We start from the raw sequence: 24,638 nt of genomic DNA on the forward strand, positions 1-24,638 counted from the left end.
CGACCTTTCTTATTGAAGGTCGATTTTTTTGATCTAGGAAAACTACCATTTAGTCAGTGAAACTTCGCCACTATTGAGCCAAATCTTTTCACCCTTTGCTAATTCTATCTGCAGTTGTCCTTGGTCAGAGATGTCACAGGCTTTTCCTGTGAATATTTCTTGATCCTTCTTGAAGGAAATCTCTTTTCCTAAAACGATTGAGCGATTTTTATAGAGATAGAGGAGTTCATCGGCTTCTGTTTCGTAGAAACATTTCCAAATTTCAGCAATCAATTCATTGCGAGTAATGGGAGTATGTTGAGAAAATAAGCTTCCAGCTTTAGTTTGTAGATTCTTGGGAAATTCAGCGATAGAAAAGTTGATCCCGACCCCAATGATAACATCTGTAACGAGTCCAGTTTCGACAGAGGTAATGGCTTCTGTTAGAATACCAGCAATTTTTTTCTGGTTCAGATAAATGTCATTGACCCACTTGATATCCACGTCGATTAAACTAAGGTTTTTGATAGCCTTGTAGATAGCTCCAGCTGTTAGAAGTGTATAGGCTGGAAGATTCTGATAAGGGAGATTAGGCTGTAGGTGAAGGGACATGTAAATCCCCCCCTTATCTGGAGAATAATAGGGACGTTGAAAACGACCGCGTCCCATGGTTTGGCTAGTGGAAAGGTAGAGTTTATCCCCTTTGGCACCAGCTTCCATAGCCTCTTTAGCATCAGTTTGGGTAGATTTTGTTGAGGGTTTAAACTGGACAGTAATGGGACTATTCGCTTCGATTTCCTGAGGCAAGATAAGGTCTCCGTCCAGAAGTTTATACCCACGGTTTTTGACACTGTCAATCTCCAGTCCCTCTTGCTGGAGACGTTGGATAGCTTTCCATACGGAAGTTCGAGATAGATTTAATCTCTCAGCTATTTTTTCTCCGCTTAGATAATCAGTCTCAGTAATTAGTATTTTATAGACTTCTTGGTAGGATTTCATGCTAGACCCTTTCTGGAATAATTAGATTTATTGTACCATATTTTTAAAAAAGGGATAGCGATTTTCAAGTAATCTTAGCTAACTATAAAATTTTACCCAGTTTTAGTTAGGAGTATAGAGGTAAAGAGGTTTTCAAATCGCTTGAAAAATGGTAAAATGTTTTAATAGCTTATTTATCTGAATGTGATATTCAGAAGGAAAGGATCTGTTGTGAAATCAATAGGTGTCATTGAAAAGTTAAAAAGTTTATCGAAACAAGAAGGACTTCTTTTAGGAGTTATTCTGAGTATTTTTCTCCCTTTTTATCTTTTTGTTATTATTTTTATCTCTTACTTACTTTGGTTAGTATATACTGGGGAGATGAAGGGGATCTTGAAACGTTTGTCTCAACACCCTGTTTTGCTCTTTTTTATTGCCTATAGCACTGCAATTTCTCTTCTAGCACAAAATGTGATGGGAGTAGTTGCCTCAGTTGCAATGTTTCTGTTTGCAATCTTCTTTTACTATTACCAATCTCAATTGACTCCTAAATTTTTCAGGTTGACGATTGAAGGAGTTTTAGCCTCGAGTGTCTTGGCAGCAGTCTTTGCAGCCTTGGAACATTTCCAAATTGTAAAGAAATTTGATTATACTTTCCTCTCACCAAGAATGCAGGTTTGGCATCAAAATCGAGCGGAAGTTGCCTTCTTTAATCCCAATTACTATGGAATTATCTGTTGTTTCTGTATCATGATTGGTTTTTATCTGATTAGCACAACTAAGTTAAGGTGGTTACGAATCTTTTCTATGATTGCCATCTTTGCTAATTTATTCGGTTTAAACTTTACGCAGAATCGTACAGCTTTTCCAGCCATTATCTTTGGAGCGATTATTTATCTCTTCACAACCATTAAGAACTGGCGTGCTTTCTGGCTTAGTATAGGAGTTTTTGGGGTTGGTTTAGCCTTTCTATTTTCTAGTGATTTAGGTGTTCGAATGGGAACCTTAGATTCATCTATGGAAGAGCGTGTTTCTATCTGGAATGCTGGAATGGCCTTGTTTAAGCAAAATCCATTCTGGGGTGAAGGACCGCTAACCTACATGCACTCTTTCCCTCGTATTGGAGCACCTTATCATGAACATGCTCATAGTATTTATATAGATACGATTTTGAGTTATGGAGTTGTTGGTACCGTTCTCTTGGGGATTGCTTCTGCCACTCCGGTACGAATGTTGATTGATATGAGTCAAGTACCTAGTAAGCGTCCTATCCTTGGACTTTACCTCTCTTTCTTGACAGTAGTAGCTGTGCACGGAATTTTTGATTTGGCTCTCTTTTGGCTTCAATCATCCTTTATTTTCCTTTTAGTGATGTGTAGTTTACCACTAAAACATAGTATGATTGATGAATTAGTTGATTAAGAAAAAGATAGTAGAAACTAACATTTTCTACTATCTTTTTTTCATTCAATTATTGAATAGCTTGAACCAAGTCTTCAGCTTGTTGTTTTAGTGAAGTAGCAACACTGTCTTCAAGGACTAATTTGCCATCTACCCAAGCAGAATCGTTGACACGAGCTGCAGTGAATTCACCAACAACTTGTGTACGGATGAATGGCAAGAGGTCTTTGTAGATTGCAAAGAGTTGTTCATGACCTGCATTGGCTACAGATGATACTGTTACAATCTTATCTTGAAGAGCAGATGCTCCGCGTGTATCAGACAAGTCAATTGCGCGTGAAAGCCAGTCAAGCAAGTTTTTCACTGTTCCAGGAATTGAGAAGTTGTAAACTGGAGAGAAAATCCAGATAGCATCAGCAGCTAGAACAGCTTCACGAGCAGCTGCTACAGCTGGAAGAGTTGGAACTTCAAGTTCTTGATTAAAAAGTGGGATTGCTGAGTAGTCAAGGTAGCTAACCTCAGCTTTATCTGCAAGAGCTTTTTCAGCTTCTAGAGCCATTTGGTGGTTGAAAGAACCTTCACGAAGTGAACCAACGATAAATAATACTTTTTTAGACATAGGGAGTCTCCTTTAGATTTTAATCAGAGTTATCTCTGTTGTTATAAACAATGTTACAACAAAAGGAAATCATTTGCAAGAAATCTGCTCAGAAAATAAAAATCGATGATAGTCAAGATTATTTTTAGGAGTAGAGATTATGAAAAGTCTGTGAAATCAATGATTCAAGCGTCATATACTCCTGTCATAAGAGAAGTTCCGAGCCAAATCCTCCTCCTTTATTCACTTGTAATTCACTTGGATAGATGGTAAAATAGACGAGTGAAAATGAGACAGAAAAAAGAAAAAAATTCCTTATTATTTCAGTACAGCATTGGCTTGACCCTGTTGGCTCTAGTTGTGACTTCTTCCTTTCTCTATTTGGTATGGCTCAGTATGAAACCTTATCAAACTGCAAAAGTTGAAGGGGAAAAACTTGCCAAGCAGTATGCGAATCTAGAAACGGTTAGCCAGGTTGATATCTTTAATGGTTTAGAAAGCTATTATAGTGTTCTTGGTCAAGATAAGAATCAGAAACCAGTTGCTGTTTTAATAGAGAAAAGTAATAACAATATTTACGTATATCAACTAGAAAATGGTACTTCACAAGAAAAAGCAGAAGCAGTTGTTAGAGAAAAAGGAGCAACTGAAATTGATACGGTTACCTTTGGACGCTATGCTGAAAAGCCTGTTTGGGAAATCAAGTCTGGTGGAGACTATTATCTAGTAGATTTTGAAACTGGTGCCCTAATCGAAAAGGAGAAGCTATGAAATTATCTAAACGTGTCTTAGAAATGGAAGAAAGTGTCACTCTGGCTAGTGATGCAAGAGCAAAGAAGTTAAAGGCTGAAGGAAAAGATGTACTTTTCTTAACTTTAGGTCAGCCCGATTTTCATACTCCTGAAAATATTCAAGATGCTGCTGTTGCAGCCATTCGAGATGGACGTGCTTCTTTCTATACAGTAGCTTCAGGTTTGCCTGAGTTAAAAGCAGCAGTCAATACCTATTTTGAGCGTTATTATGGTTATTCCGTAGCGGCTAACGAAGTCACTTTTGCTACAGGTGCAAAATTCTCACTCTACACTTTCTTTATGGCTGTGGTTAATCCTGGAGATGAGGTCATCATTCCTACTCCTTACTGGGTCAGCTATGGTGACCAAGTTAAAATGGCTGGTGGTGTTCCAGTCTTTGTTCAAGCCAAAGAAGACAATCACTTTAAAGTAACAGTGGAGCAATTAGAAGCAGCTCGTACAGATAAGACCAAGGTTTTGGTTCTCAATTCCCCATCTAATCCTACCGGTATGATCTATTCTCGTGAGGAACTCTTGGCCATTGGAAATTGGGCTGTTGAACATGACATTCTCATCCTAGCAGATGATATTTATGGACGCTTGGTCTATAACGGTAATGAGTTTGTGCCAATCTCTAGTCTATCAGAAGCGATTCGCAAACAAACCATTGTTATCAATGGTGTGTCTAAGGCCTATGCTATGACAGGTTGGCGGGTAGGTTATGCAGTGGGTGATCCAGAAATCATCGCTGCCATGAGTAAACTAACAGGTCAAACGACTTCAAACCTGACTGCGGTATCTCAATATGCAACGATTGAAGCGTTAACTGGACCTCAAGACTCTGTAGAAACCATGCGTCAGGCTTTCGAGGAACGTTTGAATACCATCTATCCACTCTTGTGTGAAGTCCCTGGCTTTGAGGTTGTCAAACCACAAGGAGCTTTCTATCTCTTCCCAAATGTTAAAAAAGCCATGGAAATGAAAGGTTATAGCGATGTAACAGCATTTACAACGGCTATCCTTGAGGAAGTTGGTCTGGCCTTGATTACAGGAGCCGGATTTGGAGCACCAGAAAATGTTCGTCTCAGCTATGCGACAGACTTGGATACCCTTAAAGAAGCCATTCGTTGTTTGCACCAATTTATGGAAAAATAAGAAGTTAAACCTCCGTCCTTTTGGCGGAGGTTTTTGTAGCTAAAAACTTATGAATTTCTGTTAAACTAGCTAGCTATCAGGCATTATTTGTGGTACAATAGTGGGTAATAATGTCTTTGGACAAGTTAAACGAAAAAAGGAAGATAAATGATGACAAAACGTGTAACAATTATCGAAGTAAAAGATTACGTTGGTCAAGAAGTCACTATCGGTGCTTGGGTTGCCAACAAATCAGGAAAAGGGAAAATTGCCTTCTTACAATTGCGTGATGGAACAGCCTTTTTCCAAGGTGTAGCTTTTAAACCAAACTTTATCGAAAAATTTGGAGAAGAAGTAGGTCTTGAAAAATTTGACACCATCAAACGTCTAAGTCAAGAAACATCTGTTTTCGTGACAGGGATTGTTAAAGAAGACGAGCGTTCTAAATTTGGTTACGAATTGGATATTACAGACATCGAAGTGATCGGTGAATCTCAAGATTACCCAATCACTCCAAAAGAGCACGGAACAGACTTCTTGATGGATAACCGTCACTTGTGGCTACGCTCTCGTAAGCAAGTAGCGGTCATGCAAATCCGTAACGCTATTATCTATGCGACTTATGAGTTCTTCGATAAGAATGGCTTCATGAAGTTTGATAGCCCAATTCTTTCAGGAAATGCTGCAGAAGATTCAACTGAACTGTTTGAAACAGACTACTTTGGAACACCAGCCTACTTGAGTCAATCTGGTCAGCTTTACCTTGAAGCTGGTGCTATGGCCCTTGGTCGTGTCTTTGACTTTGGTCCAGTATTCCGTGCTGAAAAATCAAAAACTCGCCGTCACTTGACTGAATTCTGGATGATGGATGCTGAGTACTCATACTTGACACACGATGAGTCACTTGACTTGCAAGAAGCTTATGTAAAAGCCCTTCTTCAAGGTGTTCTTGACCGTGCGCCTCAAGCCTTAGAAACTTTGGAACGTGATACAGAGCTCTTGAAACGTTACATTGCAGAGCCATTTAAACGCATCACTTACGATCAAGCTATTGACCTCTTGCAAGAGCATGAAAATGATGAAGATGCTGACTACGAGCATTTGGAGCATGGTGATGACTTTGGTTCACCACACGAAACGTGGATTTCAAACCACTTTGGTGTGCCAACATTTGTCATGAACTATCCAGCAGCCATCAAGGCCTTCTACATGAAACCAGTTCCTGGAAATCCAGAGCGCGTGCTTTGTGCAGACTTGCTTGCTCCAGAAGGTTACGGAGAAATCATCGGTGGCTCTATGCGTGAGGAAGATTATGATGCCCTTGTCGCTAAGATGGATGAACTTGGTATGGATCGTACAGAATATGAATTCTACCTTGACCTTCGTAAATACGGTACTGTACCACACGGTGGATTTGGTATCGGTATCGAACGTATGGTAACCTTTGCAGCAGGAACAAAACACATCCGTGAAGCTATCCCATTCCCACGTATGTTGCATCGTATCAAACCTTAATAACTATAAAAACGCCGTCTGGCGTTTTTATACTCTTCGAAAATCAAATTCAAACTACGTCAGCTTCACCTTGCCGTACTCAAGTACAGCCTGCGGCTAGCTTCCTAGTTTGCTCTTTGATTTTCATTGAGTATTACTTTAAATGAAAGAGGTGGAGAAAATGTAGGCAACTCTAAGTAAGTCTTTTAGAAAAACTCATATTATATATTGAAAGAGAGAAAACGATGTTTAAAAGAACTTACAAACGCAATATTCCACTCCTAGCAGGTCTGGAATTCACTTCTTATTTTGGAATTACCAGTTTTTGGATTTTATTTTTTATCCAAAATGGTCTTTCCTTACTTCAAATCGGTCTATTAGAGAGTATCTTTCATGGGACAAGTCTCTTATGTGAAATCCCATCTGGTATGTTGGCCGATCGATTTAGCTACAAGACCAATCTCTATTTGGCTCGCTTGGCCAGTATTGTATCCTCTATCTTGATTTTGTTTGGTCAGGGGAATTTTTGGATTTATGCTTTTGCCATGATGGTCAACGCTTGGTCCTATAATTTTGACTCGGGAACCAGTACCGCTTTCTTATATGATTCAACAGTTGAAGCAGGTCAAAAGGACCGCTATCTTCAGATTTCTAGTTTTTTGTCTGGTGTGGCAGAAGTCACCCGAACCCTAGGTACAGTTGTGGCAGGCTTCTTTATTCACGGAGCATTGGCTTGGACCTATCTAATTGCTATTGGATTATCTTTTCTTTCTATAATCTTGATTTATTTGATGAAAGAACCAATGGCTAAGAGAGAAAAAAATGAAGCCTTAACCTTTAAAACGATTGTCCTGCAAGTTCGAAAAGAATGGCAGGAAAAACCAGTACTCTTTTACTGGATGATGATTTATCAGCTAGTCGGAACACTCATGTGCATGTTTTACTTTTACTATCAGCAGAAAATAAGTGACTTAGCAGGATGGCAGGTTTCGCTGGTCATGCTGATTGGTAGTGGCTTAAATCTTATAGCAGTTTATGTAGCTAGTCAAATTGGTAAAAAATGGAATAGCAATCGAGTTTTTCCGACGCTTGTTGCACTAACGGGCTTGGCCTTACTATTGGTGTTTTTTGGAACTCCCTTTGCTTTTCTTCTCGTACATCTTTTGACCGATACGCTCTATGCAGTTTATCAGCCGATCTATTTCAATGACTTACAAGGTTATTTACCGTCCAGTGTAAGAGCAACTATGCTTAGTATCAATTCTATGCTCTTTAGTTTATCTATGATTGTCATTTTCCCACTGACAGGCTGGATGATTGATCGTTGGGGTCTTATAGCTGTCTTTTTAGTTCTAGGTCTTATCTTGCTTTTAACCTGTCCTATCCTAATAATCAGTCTGACAAGGATGGGAAAGCTATTAGAGAAGGACTTAAAAACTGAGTAAAGCACGAAAACCTATTTGCTCAAAGAATCATCCTGTGGTACAATAGCAAGAGGAAAAGGAGAAGAGTATGATCGATGTAGAAGAAATTCTAAGTAAGATGAATCCCAATCAAAAGATCAACTATGACCGTGTCATGCAAAAGATGGTTCAAGTTTGGGAAAAAAATGAAGAGAGACCAACCATTCTCATGCACGTCTGTTGTGCTCCTTGTAGCACCTATACTTTAGAGTATTTGACCAAGTATGCAGATGTGACTATCTATTTTGCTAATTCAAATATCCATCCTAAAGCTGAGTATCACAAGCGTGCCTATGTGACAAAAAAGTTTGTCAGCGATTTCAATGAACGAACTGGCAACAAGGTTCAATATCTAGAAGCACCCTATGAACCCAACGAATACCGTCAGCTGGTCAGAGGTTTGGAAGAAGAACCTGAAGGTGGGGATCGTTGCAAGGTTTGTTTTGACTATCGTTTGGACAAGACAGCGCAAGTGGCTATGGACTTAGGATTTGATTACTTTGGTTCTGCCCTAACCATCAGCCCTCACAAAAATTCACAAACCATCAATAGTATCGGGATTGATGTGCAGAAAATCTACACCACTCACTATCTTCCGAGTGATTTTAAGAAAAATCAAGGCTATAAACGCTCTGTAGAAATGTGTGAAGAGTACGACATTTATCGCCAATGTTATTGTGGCTGTGTCTATGCCGCTCAAGCACAGAATATTGACTTAGTACAGGTTAAGAAGGATGCAACAGCCTTTATGGTAGATAAGGATATCGAAAAAGACTATTCGCATATCAAGTTCACTGTTACAAAATTAGATATTTAGACGAAAACCTGCCTCAAGGCAGGTTTTTTACTAGGGAAAGGTGATGGAGAGAAATCGATGGACCAATCTATGAATTCCTAGTCCTAGAATCTCAATCCTTTAATAAATCAGTGCATCTTAAAACTTGTGGATGAAAAATGAAGTTTAGGTTAAAAGTATTTTTTGAAATTTAGAATGCTGATAAACAGTTCAATTAGTCGCCACTCAAAGGCTCGTTGAAAATCAAAAAACGAGGTCAGGATTTTAATCCTGACCTCTGACAACTTTACCGATTCTTTAGTTCTACGTAGCGTTTGTACCAAATGTTGACATAGGCTTCTGAGAAAGGACCTCGCTCATTGTTAATCCAATCAACAAGAATCTTAACATGCTCTTTCAGAATATAGTCTAGATCAGAAGAATACTTCATTTTTCGCTTGTGTCGTTCATACTCCTCAACGTCCAAGAGGCGTTTTTCACCATCTGTAAACACTTTAACATCCAAATCATAGTCAATGTATTTTAAAGCTTCTTCATCCAGATAGTAAGGACTTGCCATATTGCAGTAGTAGGAGATACCATTTTCACGAATCATAGCGATAATATTAAACCAATATTTCTTGTGAAAGTAAACAATAGCCGGTTCTCGAGTCACCCAACGACGACCGTCACTTTCGGTAACAAGTGTGTGGTCGTTGACGCCGATAATAGCGTTCTCTGTTGTTTTTAGTACCATGGTGTCTCGCCAAGTACGGTGGAGACTCCCATCATGCTTATAACTTTGAATTGTAATAAAGTCGCCTTCTTTTGGAAGTTTCATAACTAACCAACTTTCTACAATTTATAAGTTTATCGTTTACTATTGTATCACATTTTTGTTTAAAGTTCTTAGTTTTTTCATGAAAAAATTAAAGATATTCTCTGAGAGCACTGGCTATATCCGAAAAATCATAACCTTTTCTAGCTAAAACTTGGGTCAAACGTTGTTTCAGTTCGTATCCTTCATACTTTCGTGAGTATTTTGGGTATTGCTTATCTAACTCTTTAAAAATAAGTTCCTGAACGGTTTCTTCTTCGACCTGGCTATCCAATTGGTCAAAGGCTGTTTTGGCTTCTGTGTAGGAAAATCCTTTATTGGTTAGGCTTTGGATAATCTTATCCTGTAGGGCGCGGGCAGGTAATTTCCCCTGGTATTTTTTCAGTAGTTTTTCAGCTGTCCGTTCTGCGACTTCCGTCATATCAAATTCTTGTAAGACTTCTTGGATAATGGATTTGGTAACGCCTTTTTGAGAAATCTTCTGCATCAGCATATAGCTTCCCTTATCTCCTGAAAGCTGATTGGAATTGATGATGGCATAAGCATATTGCCGGTCATTGATCCAATTATCATCTTTTAAAGACTGGATAACTTTGGGGATGATTTTCCCATCAATTTCATGCTTGGTTAGATAATCTCGAACTTCTTTTTCAGTGCGGGCCTTGAAGGATAAGTGGTAAAGAGCTAGATTTTTACTGTAGGAAAATTGCGCAAAGGATTTAATCTCAGTTAGTTCTTCAGCTGAGATCTCTTTCCCTTTTGTCAACATAAAGCGCACAATGGTATCCTCTGTAATGTAGCAGGTTTGGTCGCTATCAAGCTCAAGTAGAAAGAGTCTTTTTTTCTTTTCAAGTTTTGTGATTTTCATGGTTTACCTCTTATCCAAATGCTTCGAAGGCAGCAACGAGTCGAAGTTTGTTGCTATCAACCAGCTCTCTCCCGTAATAGTTGAGAAATAGTTCAGCATATTTGGGATCTTTTAAGTTGTAATTGAGGGACCAAACTGCCCAAAAGAGATCGATATGCCGGTCACTAAAATCAGCCAAACCAAGATCAATAAAACAAGAGAAGTGGTCAGCATCTTTTAGAATAAAGTTTGGTAGACAGGCATCACCGTGAATAAAGGCATCTGTTTCTAAAAGGTGCCCTTGTTCTTGGATGAGTTGGAAGGCCTCTTCGCGACTGTTAATCTGGAATTGGGGGAGGAGCGCCTTGGCATAGAACTCACCTTTTTCATAGTTTTTAAAGGCTCTTTCTTTATAGGCTTTTAAATGATTTTCTGATGGAAAATTTTGTGGGTTTAAGTTGTGAAGCTTTTTAAGAGCCTCTGCCATGGTTCGGCAGATTTTTTCTGGCTGGTCTAAAAAAGCGAGAGCATCATGACCAATAGCCTCTTTAGTCAGGAGGTAGTCTTTATCTGTAGATAGATAGTGGATGACTGGAGTTCCTATTCCTTCTTGTTCAAACCAACTTGCAATGCTAGCTTCTCGCTCTAATCTTCCCTTTTGATCAATTTTTAAATAGTAATCTGAATCAAGATAGAGAACTCTTGCGCCTGAATGAGAAGAGCTGTCAGATAGGTTGGCCCCCTCTATATAAGTTCGTAATTGCTCAGGAAAATCCAATGAGGAAAAAGATATCTTTGTATTCATGGTTTTATTGTAACATATTCTTAACCATTGAGAAACTACGTGGTATAATAGACTTATGAATCTAAAAGTCAAACAAAAAATTCCATTAAAAATCAAGCGCATGGGGATTAACGGGGAAGGAATTGGTTTTTTCCAGAAAACCCTCGTTTTTGTTCCAGGTGCCCTCAAGGGAGAAGATATCTATTGTCAGGTGACTTCGGTTAAGCGTAACTACGTTGAGGCTAAACTGCTTGAGGTCAATAAAAAATCCAAGTTTCGAGTAGTTCCAGACTGTACTATCTATAATGAGTGTGGTGGTTGTCAGATTATGCACCTACATTATGACAAGCAGCTAGAGTTCAAGACAGATCTTCTTCATCAAGCTCTGAAGAAATTTGCACCTGCAGGCTACGAAAACTTTGAAATCAGACCAACTATTGGCATGCAGAAACCAAAATATTATCGGGCTAAACTGCAATTTCAAACGCGAAAGTTTAAAGGTCAAGTTAAGGCAGGTTTGTACGCTCAGAATTCTCATTATTTGGTCGAGTTAAAGGACTGTCTGGTTCAAGACAAGGAGACACAAACAATTGCCAATCGCATTGCTGAACTCTTGACTTACCATCAAATTCCGATTACGGATGAACGGAAAATTCTTGGAGTTCGGACCATCATGGTTCGTCGAGCACGGAAAACTGGGCAAGTTCAGATTATCATTGTGACCAATCGCCAATTGAATTTGACTCAATTTGTGAAGGACCTAGTCAAGGATTATCCTGAAGTAGTGACTGTCGCAGTCAATACCAATACTGCTAAAACTAGTGAAATTTATGGGGACAAGACTGAGATTATTTGGGGTCAAGATAGTATAGGCGAGGGAGTCCTAGACTATGAATTTTCTCTATCGCCACGAGCTTTTTATCAGCTTAATCCTGAACAGACTGAAATTCTCTATAGTGAAGCCGTAAAAGCATTGGACGTGACTGAGGATGACCATCTGATTGATGCCTATTGTGGTGTTGGAACCATTGGTTTTGCCTTTGCTAAGAAAGTCAAAAGCTTGAGAGGGATGGATATTATTCCAGAAGCTATTGAGAATGCCAAAGAAAATGCTAAGCGTATGGGTTATACCAATACTCATTATGAAGCAGGAACTGCAGAAGAAATTATCCCTCGTTGGTACAAGGAAGGCTATCGTGCCGATGCCTTGATAGTAGACCCGCCGCGTACTGGTTTAGATGACAAACTCTTGGATACCATCGTCACATACGCTCCTGAAAAAATGGTTTATGTATCCTGCAATGTGTCTACCTTGGCGCGTGATTTAGTCCGTTTGCTAGAGGTTTATGACTTACATTATATCCAGTCCGTTGATATGTTTCCACACACGGCTAGAACAGAAGCAGTGGTCAAATTAACAAGGCGCAAGCCAGCTTCCAAATAGAAATGGCAACTGGAAAGTTTTTGAAAAGAAGGCTTCTAGTTACAGAGTAAGATTTGCAAGCTATCTATAAATATGATAAAATAAGTAGAAAATAAAATGAAAAAAGAGGTATGTGAAATGTCACGTAAACCATTTATTGCTGGTAACTGGAAAATGAACAAAAACCCAGAAGAAGCAAAAGCATTCGTTGAAGCTGTAGCATCAAAACTTCCTTCATCAGACCTTGTTGAAGCAGGTATCGCAGCTCCTGCAGTTGATTTGACTACTGTACTTGCTGCTGCTAAAGGTTCAAACCTTAAAGTTGCTGCTCAAAACTGCTACTTTGAAAATGCTGGTGCTTTCACTGGTGAAACTAGCCCACAAGTTTTGAAAGAAATCGGTACTGACTACGTTGTTATCGGTCACTCAGAACGTCGTGACTACTTCCACGAAACAGACGAAGACATCAACAAAAAAGCAAAAGCAATCTTTGCTAACGGCATGCTTCCAATCATCTGTTGTGGTGAGTCACTTGAAACTTACGAAGCTGGTAAAGCAGCAGAATTCGTAGGTGCTCAAGTTTCAGCTGCTCTTGCTGGATTGACTGCAGAACAAGTAGCTTCATCAGTTATCGCTTATGAGCCAATCTGGGCTATCGGTACTGGTAAATCAGCTTCACAAGACGACGCACAAAAAATGTGTAAAGTTGTTCGTGACGTTGTAGCTGCTGACTTCGGTCAAGAAGTAGCTGACAAAGTACGTGTTCAATACGGTGGTTCAGTTAAACCTGAAAACGTTGCTGAATACATGGCTTGTCCAGACGTTGACGGAGCTCTTGTTGGTGGTGCATCACTTGACCCAGAAAGCTTCTTGGCATTGCTTGACTTTGTAAAATAGTCTTTAAATATCTGAGACAGACAGTTCCCTCTCTCGAGGTTTTGGCTGCCTGTCTTCTTTTTAGTAAAATGGCGTGCGAAAGCACGCTCTTTTCTGCATTTTAGAAGAAAAAGAAAGGAGAATTATGCTTTATATTTGGTCTTATCTCAAACGCTATCCCAAGTGGTTAGTGTTAGACTTTCTCGGGGCAATTTTCTTTGTCATTGTCAATCTAGGTTTACCAACAGTTTTGGCCCGCATGATTGACCAGGGAATCAACCAAGGTGATCAGGATAAACTCTATTTTTGGGCCATTATCATGTTGGTTATTATCGTCTTGGGAACATTTGGACGGGTTGTTCTGGCTTATGCTGCTAGTAAATTGACCACCAATATGGTTAAGGATATGCGAAATGATGTCTATGCTAAGTTACAAGAGTATTCTCATCACGAATATGAACAAATCGGTGTGTCTTCACTAGTTACTCGTATCACCAGTGATGCCTTTGTCCTCATGCAGTTTGCGGAACAAACACTTAAGTTGGGTGTTATCACTCCCATGATGATGCTGTCGAGTATTCTCATGATTTTCTTGACGAGTCCTTCACTGGCCTGGATTGTAGCTTTTTCTGTACCTTTTCTAGCTGTTGTTGTCATTTATGTGGCGGTAAAAACGCGCCCCTTATCTGAAAAACAACAAAAAACACTGGATAAGATTAACCAGTATGTCCGTGAAAATTTGATGGGTTTGCGAGTGATTCGTGCCTTTGCTCGTGAAGACTTCCAAGAAAAACGTTTTGAAGAGAAAAATGCAATCTATGCGGATAATTCCAATCGCTTGTTCAAATTAACTGGTTTGACGGAACCACTATTTGTGCAAATCATTATCGCTATGATTGTGGCTATCGTTTGGTTTGCTTTGGATCCTCTCAAACAGGGAAGTTTGCAGATTGGGGATTTGGTAGCCTTCATCGAGTATAGTTTCCATGCTCTCTTGTCCTTCCTTTTCTTGTCAAACCTCTTTACCATGTATCCACGTACTGCTGTATCTAGCGAGCGTTTGAAGGAAATCATGGACATGCCGATTTCCATTGATCCAAATGAGGACGGAATTCAAAAAACAGAAACACATGGTTACTTAGAATTTGATAATGTGACCTTTGCTTATCCTGGTGAAACGGAAAGCCCTGTTTTGCATAATATTTCCTTTACTGCTAAACCGGGAGAAACCATTGCATTTATCGGTTCAACTGGGTCAGGTAAGTCTACTCTGGTTCAATTGATTCCTCGTTTCTATGATGTTACGCTAGGGAAAATCAAGGTCGATGGTGTTGATGTACGGGATTACCGTCTCAAATCACTCCGTCAGAAGATTGGTTTTATTCCACAAAAGGCCTTGCTTTTTACTGGGACTATCGCAGACAATCTCCGTTACGGGAAAGAGGATGCCAGTCATGAGGACTTGCACCAAGCAGCTGATGTAGCCCAAGCCAAAGACTTTATCGAAAGTCGAGAAGAAGGTTTTGCGACGCATCTGGCTGAAGGGGGGAGCAACCTATCAGGTGGTCAGAAACAACGCTTGTCGATTGCCCGAGCAGTCATCAAGGGTCCAAATATCTATATCTTTGATGATTCCTTCTCAGCCTTGGACTACCGTACAGATGCTATCTTGCGTCGTCGTCTCAAGGAAGTGACTCAAGATGCTACGGTATTGATTGTCGCGCAGCGTGTTGGAACCATCATGGATGCTGACCAGATTATCGTCCTTGATAAGGGTGAAATCGTTGGTCGTGGCCGTCATGAAGAATTGATGGAGACCAATGACATTTATCGAGAAATTGCTGAGTCGCAGCTGAAAAATGCGTCTCTGACAGAAGAATAGGAGGTAAAGGATGAAACAACAATCTAGTCTAGCTCGTCTATGGAGCTACTTGAAAGCCTACCGTTTTTCTGTTTTCTTTGCGGTTTTCTTGAAAATAGTCAGCGTCATTATGAGTGTTATCGAGCCTTTCGTATTAGGGCTTGCTATCACTGAGTTAACCAACAACCTCCTTGCCATGGCAAATGGTGTTGCCGGAGCGGGTATCAATACCAGCTATATCGCAGTAATTCTAGTGATTTATCTCTTGCGTGGGCTTCTTTACGAGTTGGGGTCTTACTACTCAAACTACTTTATGACCAATGCGGTGCAGTCCATGGTACAGGATTTGCGAAATGAAATGAGTGAAAAAATCAATCGTATTCCTGTGTCCTACTTTGACAAACACCAGTTTGGAGATTTGTTAGGCCGTTTTACAAGTGACGTTGAAACTGTTTCGAACGCTTTACAACAGTCCTTCTTACAGATTGTCAATGCAGTCTTTACCATTCTTTTTGTTATGGGAATGGTCCTCTATCTAAATCTTCAGTTGGCTATCATTGTTATCTTGTCGATTCCGATAACTTATTTTGGGGCTAAAACAATTCTGAATCGTTCGCAACCATACTTTAAACAGCAGGCGGCTATATTGGGACGTATGAATGGATTTGTACAAGAAAACTTGACAGGTTTCAATGTTTTAAAACTTTTCGGACGCGAAGAAAACTCTCAAGAGAGGTTTGAAAAGATTACGGATGAATTACAACAAGTCGGATTTAAGGCGAGCTTTATTTCAGGATTGATGATGCCTGCCTTACATATTGTATCTGATTTAACTTACTTAATTGTTGCTGTATTAGGTGGTTTGCAGGTTATTGCAGGTCGCTTGACGATCGGTAATATGCAGGCTTTCGTTCAGTATGTGTGGCAGGTCAGTCAGCCAATTCAAAACATCACTCAATTAGCTGGGCAAATGCAAAGTGCCAAGTCTTCGCTTGACCGTGTCTTTGAAGTTTTGGATGAAGAGGAAGAAGTCCAAGCTGCTGAAGTGAAAGAACTAGCACCATTGACAGGTCAAGTTAGCTTCAAGAATGTCGATTTCCAATACGTGGAAAATAAACCATTGATTCGCAATTTCAACCTAGATGTTGAACCTGGAGAGATGGTAGCAATCGTTGGACCTACTGGAGCAGGTAAAACAACTTTGATTAACCTTCTTATGCGTTTTTACGATGTGACAGCTGGTGCCATTTTAGTGGATGGCCAAGATATTCGTGACCTGTCTCGTCAGGACTATCGTCGACAGTTTGGGATGGTATTACAAGATGCCTGGCTCTATGAAGGTAGCATCAAGGAAAATCTTCGCTTTGGAAATCTTGAGGCAACAGATGAAGAAATCGTTGAAGCTGCTAAGGCGGCCAATGTTGACCACTTTATTCGCACCCTTCCTGGTGGCTATAACATGGAAATGAACCAAGAGTCAAGTAATATTTCTCTTGGGCAAAAACAGTTGTTAACTATCGCGCGTGCACTCTTAGCAGATCCCAAAATTCTAATCCTTGATGAAGCGACATCATCAGTCGATACCCGCTTGGAGCTCTTGATTCAAAAGGCCATGAAGCGTTTGATGAAGGGAAGAACAAGCTTTGTTATCGCCCATAGACTTTCTACTATTCAGGAAGCGGACAAGATTTTGGTGCTGAAAGATGGACAGATTATCGAACAAGGAAATCATGAAAGTCTCTTAGCTGCAAAAGGTTTCTATTATGACCTTTATCAAAGTCAATTTTCTAGTAAAAACAGAGAAAATAGCTAGGATAAATAGCCACTCATTTTCTTAAATTATCAGTCAATTACAACTTTTTTAATATGGGTTAATTTTCTTGCTTTTGTCTACTAGGTGTAGTATACTGAGGTAGTAATCAATAAATATGGTTGCAAAAATAATATTATGAGGTGAGAAAAATGGTAGAATTGAAAAAAGATGCATTAAAAGACGTAACAACATTATCTAAATCAGCGCCTGAAGCGCTAGCAAAAACAAAGGAAGTGCTTAACCAAGCAGTAGCAGACTTGTATGTGGCTCACATTGCCCTTCACCAAGTACACTGGTACATGCGTGGTCGTGGTTTCCAAGTATGGCATCCTAAGATGGATGAATACATGGATAGCCTAGATGGTTACCTTGATGAAATCAGCGAACGCTTGATTACACTTGGTGGCAAACCATACTCTACTTTGACAGAATTCCTTCAACACAGTGAAATCGAGGAAGAAGTTGGAGAATTCCGTAATGTAGAAGAAAGTTTGGAACGTGTTCTTGAAATTTATCGTTACCTCATCACTCTTTTCCAAAAAGCCTTGGATGTAACAGATGAAGAAGGTGATGATGTAACCAATGATATCTTCGTTGGTGCTAAGGCAGACCTTGAAAAAACTGTCTGGATGCTTGCAGCAGAATTAGGACAAGCACCTGGTTTGTAAGATACTCTATTTTGTCAAAAATCCGTAGAAAGTTTCTACGGATTTTTTCTATTTCGGAGGGCGTTCCAAAACAGTCTTTTTTCAAGATTTTTGATAAAATAGAACTATCAATAAAAAGGATGAAAGCATGACTAAGAAAATCGTAGCCATCTGGGCCCAAGATGAAAAGGGTGTAATCGGAAAAGAGGATCGCTTACCATGGCATTTGCCAGCAGAGTTAAAACATTTTAAAGAAACAACCTTGAATCATGCCATCTTGATGGGACGTGTCACCTTTGATGGGATGGGACGACGTTTGCTTCCAGGACGTGAGACTCTGATTTTGACGCGCAATCCTGAAGAGTCAATTGAGGGTGCTCTGGTTTTCCAAAATGTTGAGGACGTTTTAGACTGGTATCAGAACCAGGATAAAAATCTCTATATTATTGGAGGCAAGCAGATTTTTCAGCTTTTTGAACCATATCTCGATGAGATTATTGTGACACAAATCCACGCTCAAGTTGAAGGGGATACTTATTTCCCGGAAGATTTTGATTTGACTGTTTTTGAGACTCTTGCAAGCAAATCTTATGCTAAAGATGATAAAAATGCCTATGATTTCACCATCGAATATAGAAAGAGAAAGGAAGTCTAATGGAGCGCAGTATTTTTGGATTTTTTACAGCTCTTTTGTGTGCTGTCTGTCTTGTAGCTGGAACACACGCTTTTCGTAAAAAGCGCTTTGGACTTGCTACTCTACTTTGGCTAAATGCCTTTACAAACTTGGTGAATAGCATTCATGCTTTTTATATGACCTTATTTTAGATAGAAAAATCATTTAGAACGGAAGGGAATCATGCCTACTAATAGGAAAAATGATATGATGGTTTATTGCTCATTTTGTGGCAAAAGCCAAGAAGAAGTTAAAAAAATAATCGCTGGGAACAACGCCTTTATCTGTAATGAATGTGTGGAGTTGGCCCAGGAAATTATTCGTGAGGAGTTGGCTGAGGAAGTCTTGGCAGACTTGTCTGAAGTACCAAAACCAATCGAACTCTTAAACATCTTGAACCACTATGTAATCGGTCAAGATCGTGCCAAACGTGCCTTGGCAGTGGCTGTATATAACCACTACAAACGCATCAATTTCCATGACACTCGTGAAGAGACAGAAGATGTGGATTTGCAGAAATCAAACATTTTGATGATTGGTCCAACTGGTTCAGGGAAGACTTTCCTTGCTCAAACCCTTGCTAGAAGTTTGAATGTTCCTTTTGCCATTGCTGATGCAACAGCTCTTACTGAAGCTGGTTATGTCGGTGAGGACGTGGAAAATATCCTCCTCAAACTCTTGCAAGCAGCTGACTTTAACATCGAACGTGCAGAACGTGGAATTATTTACGTAGACGAAATCGACAAGATTGCTAAGAAGAGCGAGAATGTGTCTATCACACGTGATGTTTCTGGTGAAGGTGTGCAACAAGCCCTCCTCAAGATTATCGAAGGAACTGTAGCTAGTGTGCCACCTCAAGGTGGCCGCAAACATCCACAACAAGAAATGATTCAAGTGGACACTAAGAATATCCTCTTTATCGTGGGTGGTGCCTTCGATGGCATCGAAGAGATTGTCAAACAGCGTCTTGGTGAAAAAGTTATCGGCTTTGGACAAAACAACAAGGCTATTGACGAAAACAGCTCTTATATGCAAGAAATCATCGCAGAAGATATTCAAAAATTCGGAATTATTCCTGAGTTAATTGGACGCTTGCCTGTCTTTGCAGCCTTGGAGCAGTTGACTGTGGATGACTTGGTTCGCATCTTGAAGGAGCCAAGAAATGCCTTGGTCAAACAATACCAGACCTTGCTTTCTTATGATGATGTAGAGCTTGAATTTGACGACGAAGCTCTCCAGGAAATTGCAAACAAAGCCATCGAACGTAAAACGGGTGCGCGTGGTCTTCGCTCAATCATCGAAGAAACCATGCTAGACGTTATGTTTGAAGTTCCAAGTCAAGAAAATGTGAAAACAGTTCGTATCACAAAAGAAGCAGTTGACGGAACGGCTAAGCCAATTCTAGAGACAGCCTAGAGGTGACTATGGAAATCAATACACACAATGCTGAGATTTTGCTGAGTGCAGCCAACAAGTCCCATTATCCGGAGGATGAACTTCCTGAGATTGCTCTTGCAGGTCGCTCAAATGTTGGAAAATCAAGCTTTATCAACACCATGCTTAATCGTAAGAATCTAGCTCGTACTTCAGGAAAACCAGGAAAAACACAACTACTCAATTTCTTTAATATTGATGATAAGATGCGCTTTGTAGACGTTCCTGGTTATGGTTACGCCCGTGTTTCCAAAAAGGAACGCGAAAAATGGGGTCGTATGATTGAGGAATATTTAACTACTCGAGAAAATCTACGGGCGGTTGTTAGTCTCGTTGACCTTCGTCATGATCCGTCAGCAGATGATGTGCAGATGTACGAATTTCTTAAGTATTATGAGATTCCTGTCATCATTGTAGCGACAAAGGCAGACAAGATTCCGCGTGGAAAATGGAATAAGCACGAATCAGCTATTAAAAAGAAATTAAATTTTGATCCAAGCGATGATTTTATCCTCTTTTCATCCGTAACAAAAGCAGGAATGGATCAAGCTTGGGATGCTATTTTAGAAAAATTGTGAGGAATACAAATGGCAAAAACAATTCATACAGATAAAGCTCCAAAGGCAATCGGACCTTACGTTCAAGGAAAAATCGTTGGCAACCTTTTGTTTGCTAGCGGTCAAGTTCCACTATCTCCTGAAACTGGAGAAATCGTAGGAGAAACGATTCAAGAACAGACTGAACAAGTTTTGAAAAACATTGGAGCTATTTTAGCAGAAGCAGGGACAGATTTTGACCATGTTGTTAAAACAACTTGCTTCTTGAGTGATATGAACGACTTTGTACCTTTTAACGAGGTTTACCAAACAGCCTTTAACAAGGAATTTCCAGCTCGTTCAGCTGTAGAAGTAGCTCGTCTTCCTCGCGATGTAAAAGTCGAAATTGAAGTCATCGCAGAGATTGGATAAGCGAGTTGAAGTTTGGTTCTTCCAAACTTCTTTTGATATAAGGAGACAAAGATGACAAAAAAACAACTTCACCTGGTGATTGTTACAGGGATGAGTGGTGCAGGAAAAACTGTAGCTATTCAATCCTTTGAAGATTTAGGATATTTTACCATTGATAATATGCCACCTGCCCTCTTACCAAAATTTTTACAGTTGGTTGAGACCAAGGATGATGACCACAAGTTGGCCCTAGTGGTTGATATGCGTAGTCGTTCTTTCTTCTCAGAGATTCAGACTGTCTTAGATGAATTGGAAAATCAAGATGATTTGGACTTTAAAATCCTCTTTTTGGATGCAGCAGATAAGGAATTGGTGGCACGCTATAAGGAGACTAGAAGAAGTCACCCTCTGGCAGCAGATGGTCGTATCTTGGACGGGATTAAGCTGGAACGCGAACTCTTGGCACCCTTGAAAAATATGAGCCAAAACGTGGTAGACACAACAGAATTAACTCCTCGTGAACTACGTAAGACCATTGCAGAGCAGTTTTCAGATCAAGAACAGGCTCAGTCCTTCCGTATTGAGGTTATGTCTTTCGGGTTTAAATATGGCATTCCTATTGATGCTGACTTGGTATTTGATGTTCGTTTCCTCCCAAATCCCTATTATCTACCAGAACTTCGCAATCAGACAGGTGAAGATCAGGCCGTTTATGACTATGTTATGAATCATGAGGAATCTGAGGATTTCTACCGCCATTTGTTGGCCTTGATTGAACCAATCCTACCTGGCTATAAGAAAGAAGGAAAATCTGTTTTAACCATTGCAGTAGGTTGTACAGGTGGACAACACCGGAGTGTTGCATTTGCCAAACGATTAGCCACTGATTTGTCTAAAAATTGGCCTGTAAATGAAAGTCATCGTGATAAAGACCGAAGAAAGGAAACGGTAAACCGTTCATGAGAAAACCAAAAATTACGGTGATTGGTGGAGGAACTGGAATCCCTGTTATTTTAAAAAGTTTGCGGGAAAGAGATGTTGACATTGCAGCCATTGTAACTGTTGCTGATGACGGAGGTTCTTCAGGTGAACTGCGTAAAAATATGCAGCAGTTGACACCACCTGGGGATTTACGCAATGTCCTTGTGGCCATGTCTGACATGCCAAAGTTCTATGAGAAGGTTTTTCAATATCGCTTTTCGGAAGATGCAGGTGCCTTTGCTGGACATCCGCTGGGGAATATTCTCATAGCAGGGCTTTCTGAAATGCAGGGTTCAACCTATAACGCCATGCAATTGCTGAGTAAATTTTTCCATACGACTGGAAAGATTTATCCATCTAGTGATCATCCCTTGACCTTGCACGCAGTCTTTAAAGATGGTTCAGAAGTAGCTGGGGAAAGTCACATTGCAGACCATCCAGGCATGATTGACCATGTTTATGTCACCAATACCCTGAATGATGAAAAACCCCAAGCAAGTCGCCGAGTTGTCAATACCATTCTTGAGAGTGATATGATTGTCTTAGGGCCTGGTTCACTCTTCACCTCCATTTTGCCGAATATTGTCATTGAAGAGATTGGACAAGCGCTTCTTGAAACCAAAGCAGAGGTGGCTTATGTTTGTAATATCATGACCCAACGTGGTGAGACTGAGCATTTTACAGATAGTGATCATGTGGAAGTCTTGCATCGTCATCTTGGTCGCCCTTTTATTGATACAGTACTTGTCAATATCGAAAAGGTTCCAAGAGACTATATGGACACCAACCGTTTTGATGAGTATCTAGTTCAGGTTGAGCATGATTTCGATGGTTTGTATCAACAAGTTCCCCGTGTCATTTCATCCAACTTCCTACGTTTGGAAAATGGTGGTGCCTTCCATGATGGGGATTTAATCGTGGATGAATTAATGCGCATCATACAGGTGAGAAAATGAGTTTCACAGTAGCAGTAAAAGAAGAAATCCTAGGTCAACACCACCTGAGTCGCTATGAGTTATCAGCCATTATTAAGATGTCTGGAAGCGTAGGTTTGTCTAGTTCTGGCTTGACCTTATCCGTTGTTACAGAGAGTGCCAAGCTTGCCCGCCATCTCTATGAATCGTTCTTACACTTTTATGGTATCAAGTCGGAGATTCGTCATCATCAGAGAAGCAATCTTCGTAAAAATCGGGTCTATACTGTGTTTACAGATGAACAAGTCCAAGAACTTTTAGCGGATTTGCGTTTGGCTGATTCTTTCTTTGGTCTGGAGACGGGAATTGATCCAGATATTTTAGGAGATGAAGAAGCAGGTCGTGCCTATCTCTGTGGTGCATTTTTAGCAAATGGGAGTATTCGGGATCCCGAGTCAGGCAAGTATCAGCTGGAAATTAGTTCAGTTTATCTAGATCATGCCCAAGGGATTGCTTCGCTCTTGCAGCAGTTTTTGTTAGATGCTAAGGTTATCGAACGAAAAAAAGGTGCAGTGACCTATCTCCAGCGAGCAGAAGATATTATGGATTTCCTGATTTTAGTAGGAGCTATGCAGGCGAGAGATACTTTTGAAGGTGTCAAGATTCTCCGAGAAACTCGAAATGACCTCAATCGTGCCAATAATGCAGAGACGGCAAATATTGCTCGTACGGTTTCAGCGAGTATGAAAACCATTAATAATATCAGTAAAATCAAAGATAGAATTGGCTTGGATAATCTGCCAGCAGATTTGCAGGAAGTTGCTCGTCTGCGTATCCAGCATCCAGACTATTCTATCCAAAAGTTGGCAGATAGTCTGACAAATCCCTTAACCAAAAGTGGTGTCAATCATCGCCTGAGAAAGATCAACAAAATTGCAGAGGAATTGTAAAAACCACGAATCGGATGATTCGTGGTTCTTTTCTTATAGACTTGTAGAGTGTTTTGGTTGTACTTTTTGTTCGGGGTCAATGTAGTTAATGGCATTGTTGACAGCAGTTGGTGCTTCACCTAGACCTGTCGCAATCAAGTCAATCTTACCTTCGTAGTAGCAGCAGTCACCAATAGCATAAATTCCAGCCTGGCTTGACTCCTGCTTGCTATTGACGATAATCTTGTGGCGGTTCAGTTCTAATCCCCATTTTTTAAGATTACCGACAGAAGATTTAAAGCCATAGTTGACAAAGAGGTGGTCCAATTCAATGGTTTCGGTTTCATCGGATTTGACTTTTGTAATTTCAAGCTTGTCTAAAGTTTTTCCATCTCCAAGAAGTTGACTCGGCACAAATGGTGTTTTGATAGTTACAGAAGACTCTTGCAAGGCTTGTACGCTATGCTCAAGTGCACGGAAGTTATCGCGACGGTGCACAAGTGTAGTTGGAGCAATCTTTTCAAAAGCTAAAGCCCAGTCAACGGCTGAGTCTCCACCACCGAGAATGGTTATTTTCTGACCAGCGTATTGTTGAATGTTAGAAACGTGGTAGTGGATATTGTCATAGCCTTCAACACCTTCTAATTCAAGTGGACGTGGTTTAAAAGCACCGCCTCCCATAGCAATAATAACGGTTTTAGAAGTATGATTTCCCTTATTAGTTGTAATCTTAAAAACATCATCCTCTTTTTCAATCTCAAGAACAGTTTCATTGAGGTGAACAGGTGTCTCAAACCCTTCAAGTTGTTCCAAAAGGCGGTTAGTCAATTCTTCCCCTGTGAGGTTTGGAAAACCTGGAACATCGAGAATTTGTTTTTCAGGATATAGGATGGCAGGTTGACCACCTAGTTGAGGAAGAGAATCGATGATTTGTACTTTGGCTTGACGAAGGTGAGCATAAAAGGCTGCGAAAAGACCGACAGGTCCACCTCCTACAATGGTAATATCATATAGTTCAGACATGGTTTCTCCTTAATTCATTTCTATCATTTTATTCT

Annotated in this window: 25 protein-coding genes; 19 read left to right on the forward strand and 6 right to left on the reverse strand. The window is 40.1% G+C overall.

The genetic code is table 11. The features are described 5' to 3' along the window. Nucleotides 1–42 precede the first annotated feature (42 nt). Nucleotides 43–978 carry a bifunctional biotin--[acetyl-CoA-carboxylase] ligase/biotin operon repressor BirA gene (gene birA, locus HMPREF1116_RS07750; RefSeq protein ID WP_000844524.1) on the reverse strand — a complete coding sequence of 312 codons (936 nt, stop codon included), beginning with the start codon at nt 976–978 and terminating at the stop codon, nt 43–45. A 210-nt stretch (nt 979–1,188) separates the two neighbouring features. Here birA and HMPREF1116_RS07755 point away from each other — a divergent pair, with 210 nt between their 5' ends. Then, nucleotides 1,189–2,379, forward strand: a complete 1,191-nt coding sequence (locus HMPREF1116_RS07755) for an O-antigen ligase family protein (RefSeq protein WP_000835674.1) — start codon at nt 1,189–1,191, stop codon at nt 2,377–2,379. 49 nt (nt 2,380–2,428) lie between these two features. On the opposite strand, the gene HMPREF1116_RS07760 is transcribed toward HMPREF1116_RS07755, so the two are convergent. Further along, the gene (locus tag HMPREF1116_RS07760) at nt 2,429–2,977 is read right to left on the reverse strand and encodes an NAD(P)H-dependent oxidoreductase (protein ID WP_000039599.1); all 549 of its coding nucleotides are present in this window, start codon (nt 2,975–2,977) and stop codon (nt 2,429–2,431) included. Between the two features lie 261 nt (nt 2,978–3,238). On the opposite strand from HMPREF1116_RS07760, the gene HMPREF1116_RS07765 reads away from it, so the two are divergent. From HMPREF1116_RS07765 to HMPREF1116_RS07785, 5 genes are all read left to right on the forward strand, one after another. Beyond that, the gene (locus tag HMPREF1116_RS07765; protein ID WP_025171282.1) at nt 3,239–3,727 is read left to right on the forward strand and encodes a cell wall elongation regulator TseB-like domain-containing protein; all 489 of its coding nucleotides are present in this window, start codon (nt 3,239–3,241) and stop codon (nt 3,725–3,727) included. Further along, the gene (locus tag HMPREF1116_RS07770; RefSeq protein WP_000777453.1) at nt 3,724–4,902 is read left to right on the forward strand and encodes a pyridoxal phosphate-dependent aminotransferase; all 1,179 of its coding nucleotides are present in this window, start codon (nt 3,724–3,726) and stop codon (nt 4,900–4,902) included. The genes HMPREF1116_RS07765 and HMPREF1116_RS07770 overlap by 4 nt, the downstream gene beginning before the upstream one ends. A gap of 150 nt (nt 4,903–5,052) precedes the next feature. After that, nucleotides 5,053–6,396, forward strand: a complete 1,344-nt coding sequence (gene asnS / locus HMPREF1116_RS07775) for an asparagine--tRNA ligase (protein WP_025171283.1) — start codon at nt 5,053–5,055, stop codon at nt 6,394–6,396. Between the two features lie 224 nt (nt 6,397–6,620). Next, nucleotides 6,621–7,820: an MFS transporter gene (locus tag HMPREF1116_RS07780; protein WP_000476890.1), complete on the forward strand. Its 1,200-nt coding sequence runs from the start codon at nt 6,621–6,623 to the stop codon at nt 7,818–7,820. 67 nt (nt 7,821–7,887) lie between these two features. Continuing rightward, on the forward strand, nt 7,888–8,655 hold the full coding sequence (locus HMPREF1116_RS07785) for an epoxyqueuosine reductase QueH (protein ID WP_000567559.1): 768 nt from the start codon (nt 7,888–7,890) through the stop codon (nt 8,653–8,655). A 265-nt stretch (nt 8,656–8,920) separates the two neighbouring features. Here HMPREF1116_RS07785 and ntdP read toward each other — a convergent pair whose 3' ends face one another. The 3 genes from ntdP to HMPREF1116_RS07800 all read right to left on the reverse strand — a co-directional run bounded on the left by ntdP (nt 8,921) and on the right by HMPREF1116_RS07800 (nt 11,103). Next, nucleotides 8,921–9,454: a nucleoside tri-diphosphate phosphatase gene (gene ntdP, locus HMPREF1116_RS07790; RefSeq protein WP_000775325.1), complete on the reverse strand. Its 534-nt coding sequence runs from the start codon at nt 9,452–9,454 to the stop codon at nt 8,921–8,923. 88 nt (nt 9,455–9,542) lie between these two features. Further along, the gene (gene recX / locus HMPREF1116_RS07795; protein WP_000705056.1) at nt 9,543–10,319 is read right to left on the reverse strand and encodes a recombination regulator RecX; all 777 of its coding nucleotides are present in this window, start codon (nt 10,317–10,319) and stop codon (nt 9,543–9,545) included. Nucleotides 10,320–10,329: 10 nt separating this feature from the next. After that, complete coding sequence (locus HMPREF1116_RS07800; protein WP_001092976.1) at nt 10,330–11,103, reverse strand: aminoglycoside 3'-phosphotransferase; 774 nt, start codon at nt 11,101–11,103, stop codon at nt 10,330–10,332. Nucleotides 11,104–11,158: 55 nt separating this feature from the next. Between HMPREF1116_RS07800 and rlmD the strand changes: the two genes are divergently transcribed. The 13 genes from rlmD (at nt 11,159) to whiA (ending at nt 23,601) form a co-directional block, all read left to right on the forward strand. Next, complete coding sequence (gene rlmD, locus HMPREF1116_RS07805) at nt 11,159–12,526, forward strand: 23S rRNA (uracil(1939)-C(5))-methyltransferase RlmD (RefSeq protein ID WP_001050258.1); 1,368 nt, start codon at nt 11,159–11,161, stop codon at nt 12,524–12,526. Between the two features lie 117 nt (nt 12,527–12,643). Beyond that, nucleotides 12,644–13,402, forward strand: a complete 759-nt coding sequence (gene tpiA, locus HMPREF1116_RS07810) for a triose-phosphate isomerase (protein WP_000087902.1) — start codon at nt 12,644–12,646, stop codon at nt 13,400–13,402. 124 nt (nt 13,403–13,526) lie between these two features. Further along, on the forward strand, nt 13,527–15,263 hold the full coding sequence (locus HMPREF1116_RS07815) for an ABC transporter ATP-binding protein (RefSeq protein WP_000965832.1): 1,737 nt from the start codon (nt 13,527–13,529) through the stop codon (nt 15,261–15,263). 10 nt (nt 15,264–15,273) lie between these two features. Beyond that, nucleotides 15,274–17,055, forward strand: coding sequence for an ABC transporter ATP-binding protein (locus tag HMPREF1116_RS07820; protein WP_000813402.1), 1,782 nt, complete (start codon nt 15,274–15,276; stop codon nt 17,053–17,055). 149 nt (nt 17,056–17,204) lie between these two features. After that, a complete protein-coding gene (locus HMPREF1116_RS07825; RefSeq protein WP_000229851.1) occupies nt 17,205–17,723 on the forward strand; it encodes a Dps family protein in 519 nt (172 codons plus the stop codon). Between the two features lie 127 nt (nt 17,724–17,850). After that, the gene (locus HMPREF1116_RS07830) at nt 17,851–18,357 is read left to right on the forward strand and encodes a dihydrofolate reductase (RefSeq protein WP_000162497.1); all 507 of its coding nucleotides are present in this window, start codon (nt 17,851–17,853) and stop codon (nt 18,355–18,357) included. Further along, entirely contained in the window at nt 18,357–18,527 is a 171-nt protein-coding gene (locus tag HMPREF1116_RS12135) for a hypothetical protein (RefSeq protein ID WP_000442255.1), read from the forward strand. Before HMPREF1116_RS07830 ends, HMPREF1116_RS12135 begins: the two co-directional genes overlap by 1 nt. A gap of 31 nt (nt 18,528–18,558) precedes the next feature. Continuing rightward, nucleotides 18,559–19,791 (forward strand): ATP-dependent Clp protease ATP-binding subunit ClpX, encoded by a 1,233-nt coding sequence (gene clpX / locus HMPREF1116_RS07840; protein WP_007555413.1) that lies wholly within the window; start codon nt 18,559–18,561, stop codon nt 19,789–19,791. An 8-nt stretch (nt 19,792–19,799) separates the two neighbouring features. Next, nucleotides 19,800–20,387, forward strand: coding sequence for a ribosome biogenesis GTP-binding protein YihA/YsxC (gene yihA / locus HMPREF1116_RS07845; RefSeq protein ID WP_000405195.1), 588 nt, complete (start codon nt 19,800–19,802; stop codon nt 20,385–20,387). A 9-nt stretch (nt 20,388–20,396) separates the two neighbouring features. Continuing rightward, the gene (locus HMPREF1116_RS07850) at nt 20,397–20,777 is read left to right on the forward strand and encodes a RidA family protein (RefSeq protein WP_001140424.1); all 381 of its coding nucleotides are present in this window, start codon (nt 20,397–20,399) and stop codon (nt 20,775–20,777) included. Between the two features lie 51 nt (nt 20,778–20,828). Next, the gene (gene rapZ, locus HMPREF1116_RS07855; protein ID WP_000163050.1) at nt 20,829–21,719 is read left to right on the forward strand and encodes an RNase adapter RapZ; all 891 of its coding nucleotides are present in this window, start codon (nt 20,829–20,831) and stop codon (nt 21,717–21,719) included. Further along, nucleotides 21,716–22,693 carry a YvcK family protein gene (locus tag HMPREF1116_RS07860; RefSeq protein ID WP_001231099.1) on the forward strand — a complete coding sequence of 326 codons (978 nt, stop codon included), beginning with the start codon at nt 21,716–21,718 and terminating at the stop codon, nt 22,691–22,693. Before rapZ ends, HMPREF1116_RS07860 begins: the two co-directional genes overlap by 4 nt. Beyond that, on the forward strand, nt 22,690–23,601 hold the full coding sequence (gene whiA / locus HMPREF1116_RS07865; protein ID WP_000011302.1) for a DNA-binding protein WhiA: 912 nt from the start codon (nt 22,690–22,692) through the stop codon (nt 23,599–23,601). The genes HMPREF1116_RS07860 and whiA overlap by 4 nt, the downstream gene beginning before the upstream one ends. A 33-nt stretch (nt 23,602–23,634) precedes the next feature. Here the strand turns inward: whiA and HMPREF1116_RS07870 are convergent, their stop codons facing one another. Further along, complete coding sequence (locus HMPREF1116_RS07870; protein WP_001293215.1) at nt 23,635–24,603, reverse strand: NAD(P)/FAD-dependent oxidoreductase; 969 nt, start codon at nt 24,601–24,603, stop codon at nt 23,635–23,637. Nucleotides 24,604–24,638 lie beyond the last annotated feature (35 nt).

Source organism: Streptococcus sp. SK140 (genome assembly GCF_000259525.1).
In the GTDB taxonomy this organism is placed as follows: domain Bacteria; phylum Bacillota; class Bacilli; order Lactobacillales; family Streptococcaceae; genus Streptococcus.

Excerpts from the sequence above, each read along its gene's own strand:
- birA (WP_000844524.1), bottom strand. The coding sequence starts at position 978 with ATGAAATCCTACCAAGAAGTCTATAAAATACTAATTACTGAGACTGAT.
- HMPREF1116_RS07760 (WP_000039599.1), bottom strand. The coding sequence starts at position 2,977 with ATGTCTAAAAAAGTATTATTTATCGTTGGTTCACTTCGTGAAGGTTCT.
- HMPREF1116_RS07770 (WP_000777453.1), top strand. The coding sequence starts at position 3,724 with ATGAAATTATCTAAACGTGTCTTAGAAATGGAAGAAAGTGTCACTCTG.
- asnS (WP_025171283.1), top strand. The coding sequence starts at position 5,053 with ATGACAAAACGTGTAACAATTATCGAAGTAAAAGATTACGTTGGTCAA.
- HMPREF1116_RS07780 (WP_000476890.1), top strand. The coding sequence starts at position 6,621 with ATGTTTAAAAGAACTTACAAACGCAATATTCCACTCCTAGCAGGTCTG.
- HMPREF1116_RS07785 (WP_000567559.1), top strand. The coding sequence starts at position 7,888 with ATGATCGATGTAGAAGAAATTCTAAGTAAGATGAATCCCAATCAAAAG.
- ntdP (WP_000775325.1), bottom strand. The coding sequence starts at position 9,454 with ATGAAACTTCCAAAAGAAGGCGACTTTATTACAATTCAAAGTTATAAG.
- recX (WP_000705056.1), bottom strand. The coding sequence starts at position 10,319 with ATGAAAATCACAAAACTTGAAAAGAAAAAAAGACTCTTTCTACTTGAG.
- HMPREF1116_RS07800 (WP_001092976.1), bottom strand. The coding sequence starts at position 11,103 with ATGAATACAAAGATATCTTTTTCCTCATTGGATTTTCCTGAGCAATTA.
- rlmD (WP_001050258.1), top strand. The coding sequence starts at position 11,159 with ATGAATCTAAAAGTCAAACAAAAAATTCCATTAAAAATCAAGCGCATG.
- tpiA (WP_000087902.1), top strand. The coding sequence starts at position 12,644 with ATGTCACGTAAACCATTTATTGCTGGTAACTGGAAAATGAACAAAAAC.
- HMPREF1116_RS07815 (WP_000965832.1), top strand. The coding sequence starts at position 13,527 with ATGCTTTATATTTGGTCTTATCTCAAACGCTATCCCAAGTGGTTAGTG.
- HMPREF1116_RS07820 (WP_000813402.1), top strand. The coding sequence starts at position 15,274 with ATGAAACAACAATCTAGTCTAGCTCGTCTATGGAGCTACTTGAAAGCC.
- HMPREF1116_RS07825 (WP_000229851.1), top strand. The coding sequence starts at position 17,205 with ATGGTAGAATTGAAAAAAGATGCATTAAAAGACGTAACAACATTATCT.
- HMPREF1116_RS07830 (WP_000162497.1), top strand. The coding sequence starts at position 17,851 with ATGACTAAGAAAATCGTAGCCATCTGGGCCCAAGATGAAAAGGGTGTA.
- HMPREF1116_RS12135 (WP_000442255.1), top strand. The coding sequence starts at position 18,357 with ATGGAGCGCAGTATTTTTGGATTTTTTACAGCTCTTTTGTGTGCTGTC.
- clpX (WP_007555413.1), top strand. The coding sequence starts at position 18,559 with ATGCCTACTAATAGGAAAAATGATATGATGGTTTATTGCTCATTTTGT.
- yihA (WP_000405195.1), top strand. The coding sequence starts at position 19,800 with ATGGAAATCAATACACACAATGCTGAGATTTTGCTGAGTGCAGCCAAC.
- HMPREF1116_RS07850 (WP_001140424.1), top strand. The coding sequence starts at position 20,397 with ATGGCAAAAACAATTCATACAGATAAAGCTCCAAAGGCAATCGGACCT.
- rapZ (WP_000163050.1), top strand. The coding sequence starts at position 20,829 with ATGACAAAAAAACAACTTCACCTGGTGATTGTTACAGGGATGAGTGGT.
- HMPREF1116_RS07860 (WP_001231099.1), top strand. The coding sequence starts at position 21,716 with ATGAGAAAACCAAAAATTACGGTGATTGGTGGAGGAACTGGAATCCCT.
- whiA (WP_000011302.1), top strand. The coding sequence starts at position 22,690 with ATGAGTTTCACAGTAGCAGTAAAAGAAGAAATCCTAGGTCAACACCAC.
- HMPREF1116_RS07870 (WP_001293215.1), bottom strand. The coding sequence starts at position 24,603 with ATGTCTGAACTATATGATATTACCATTGTAGGAGGTGGACCTGTCGGT.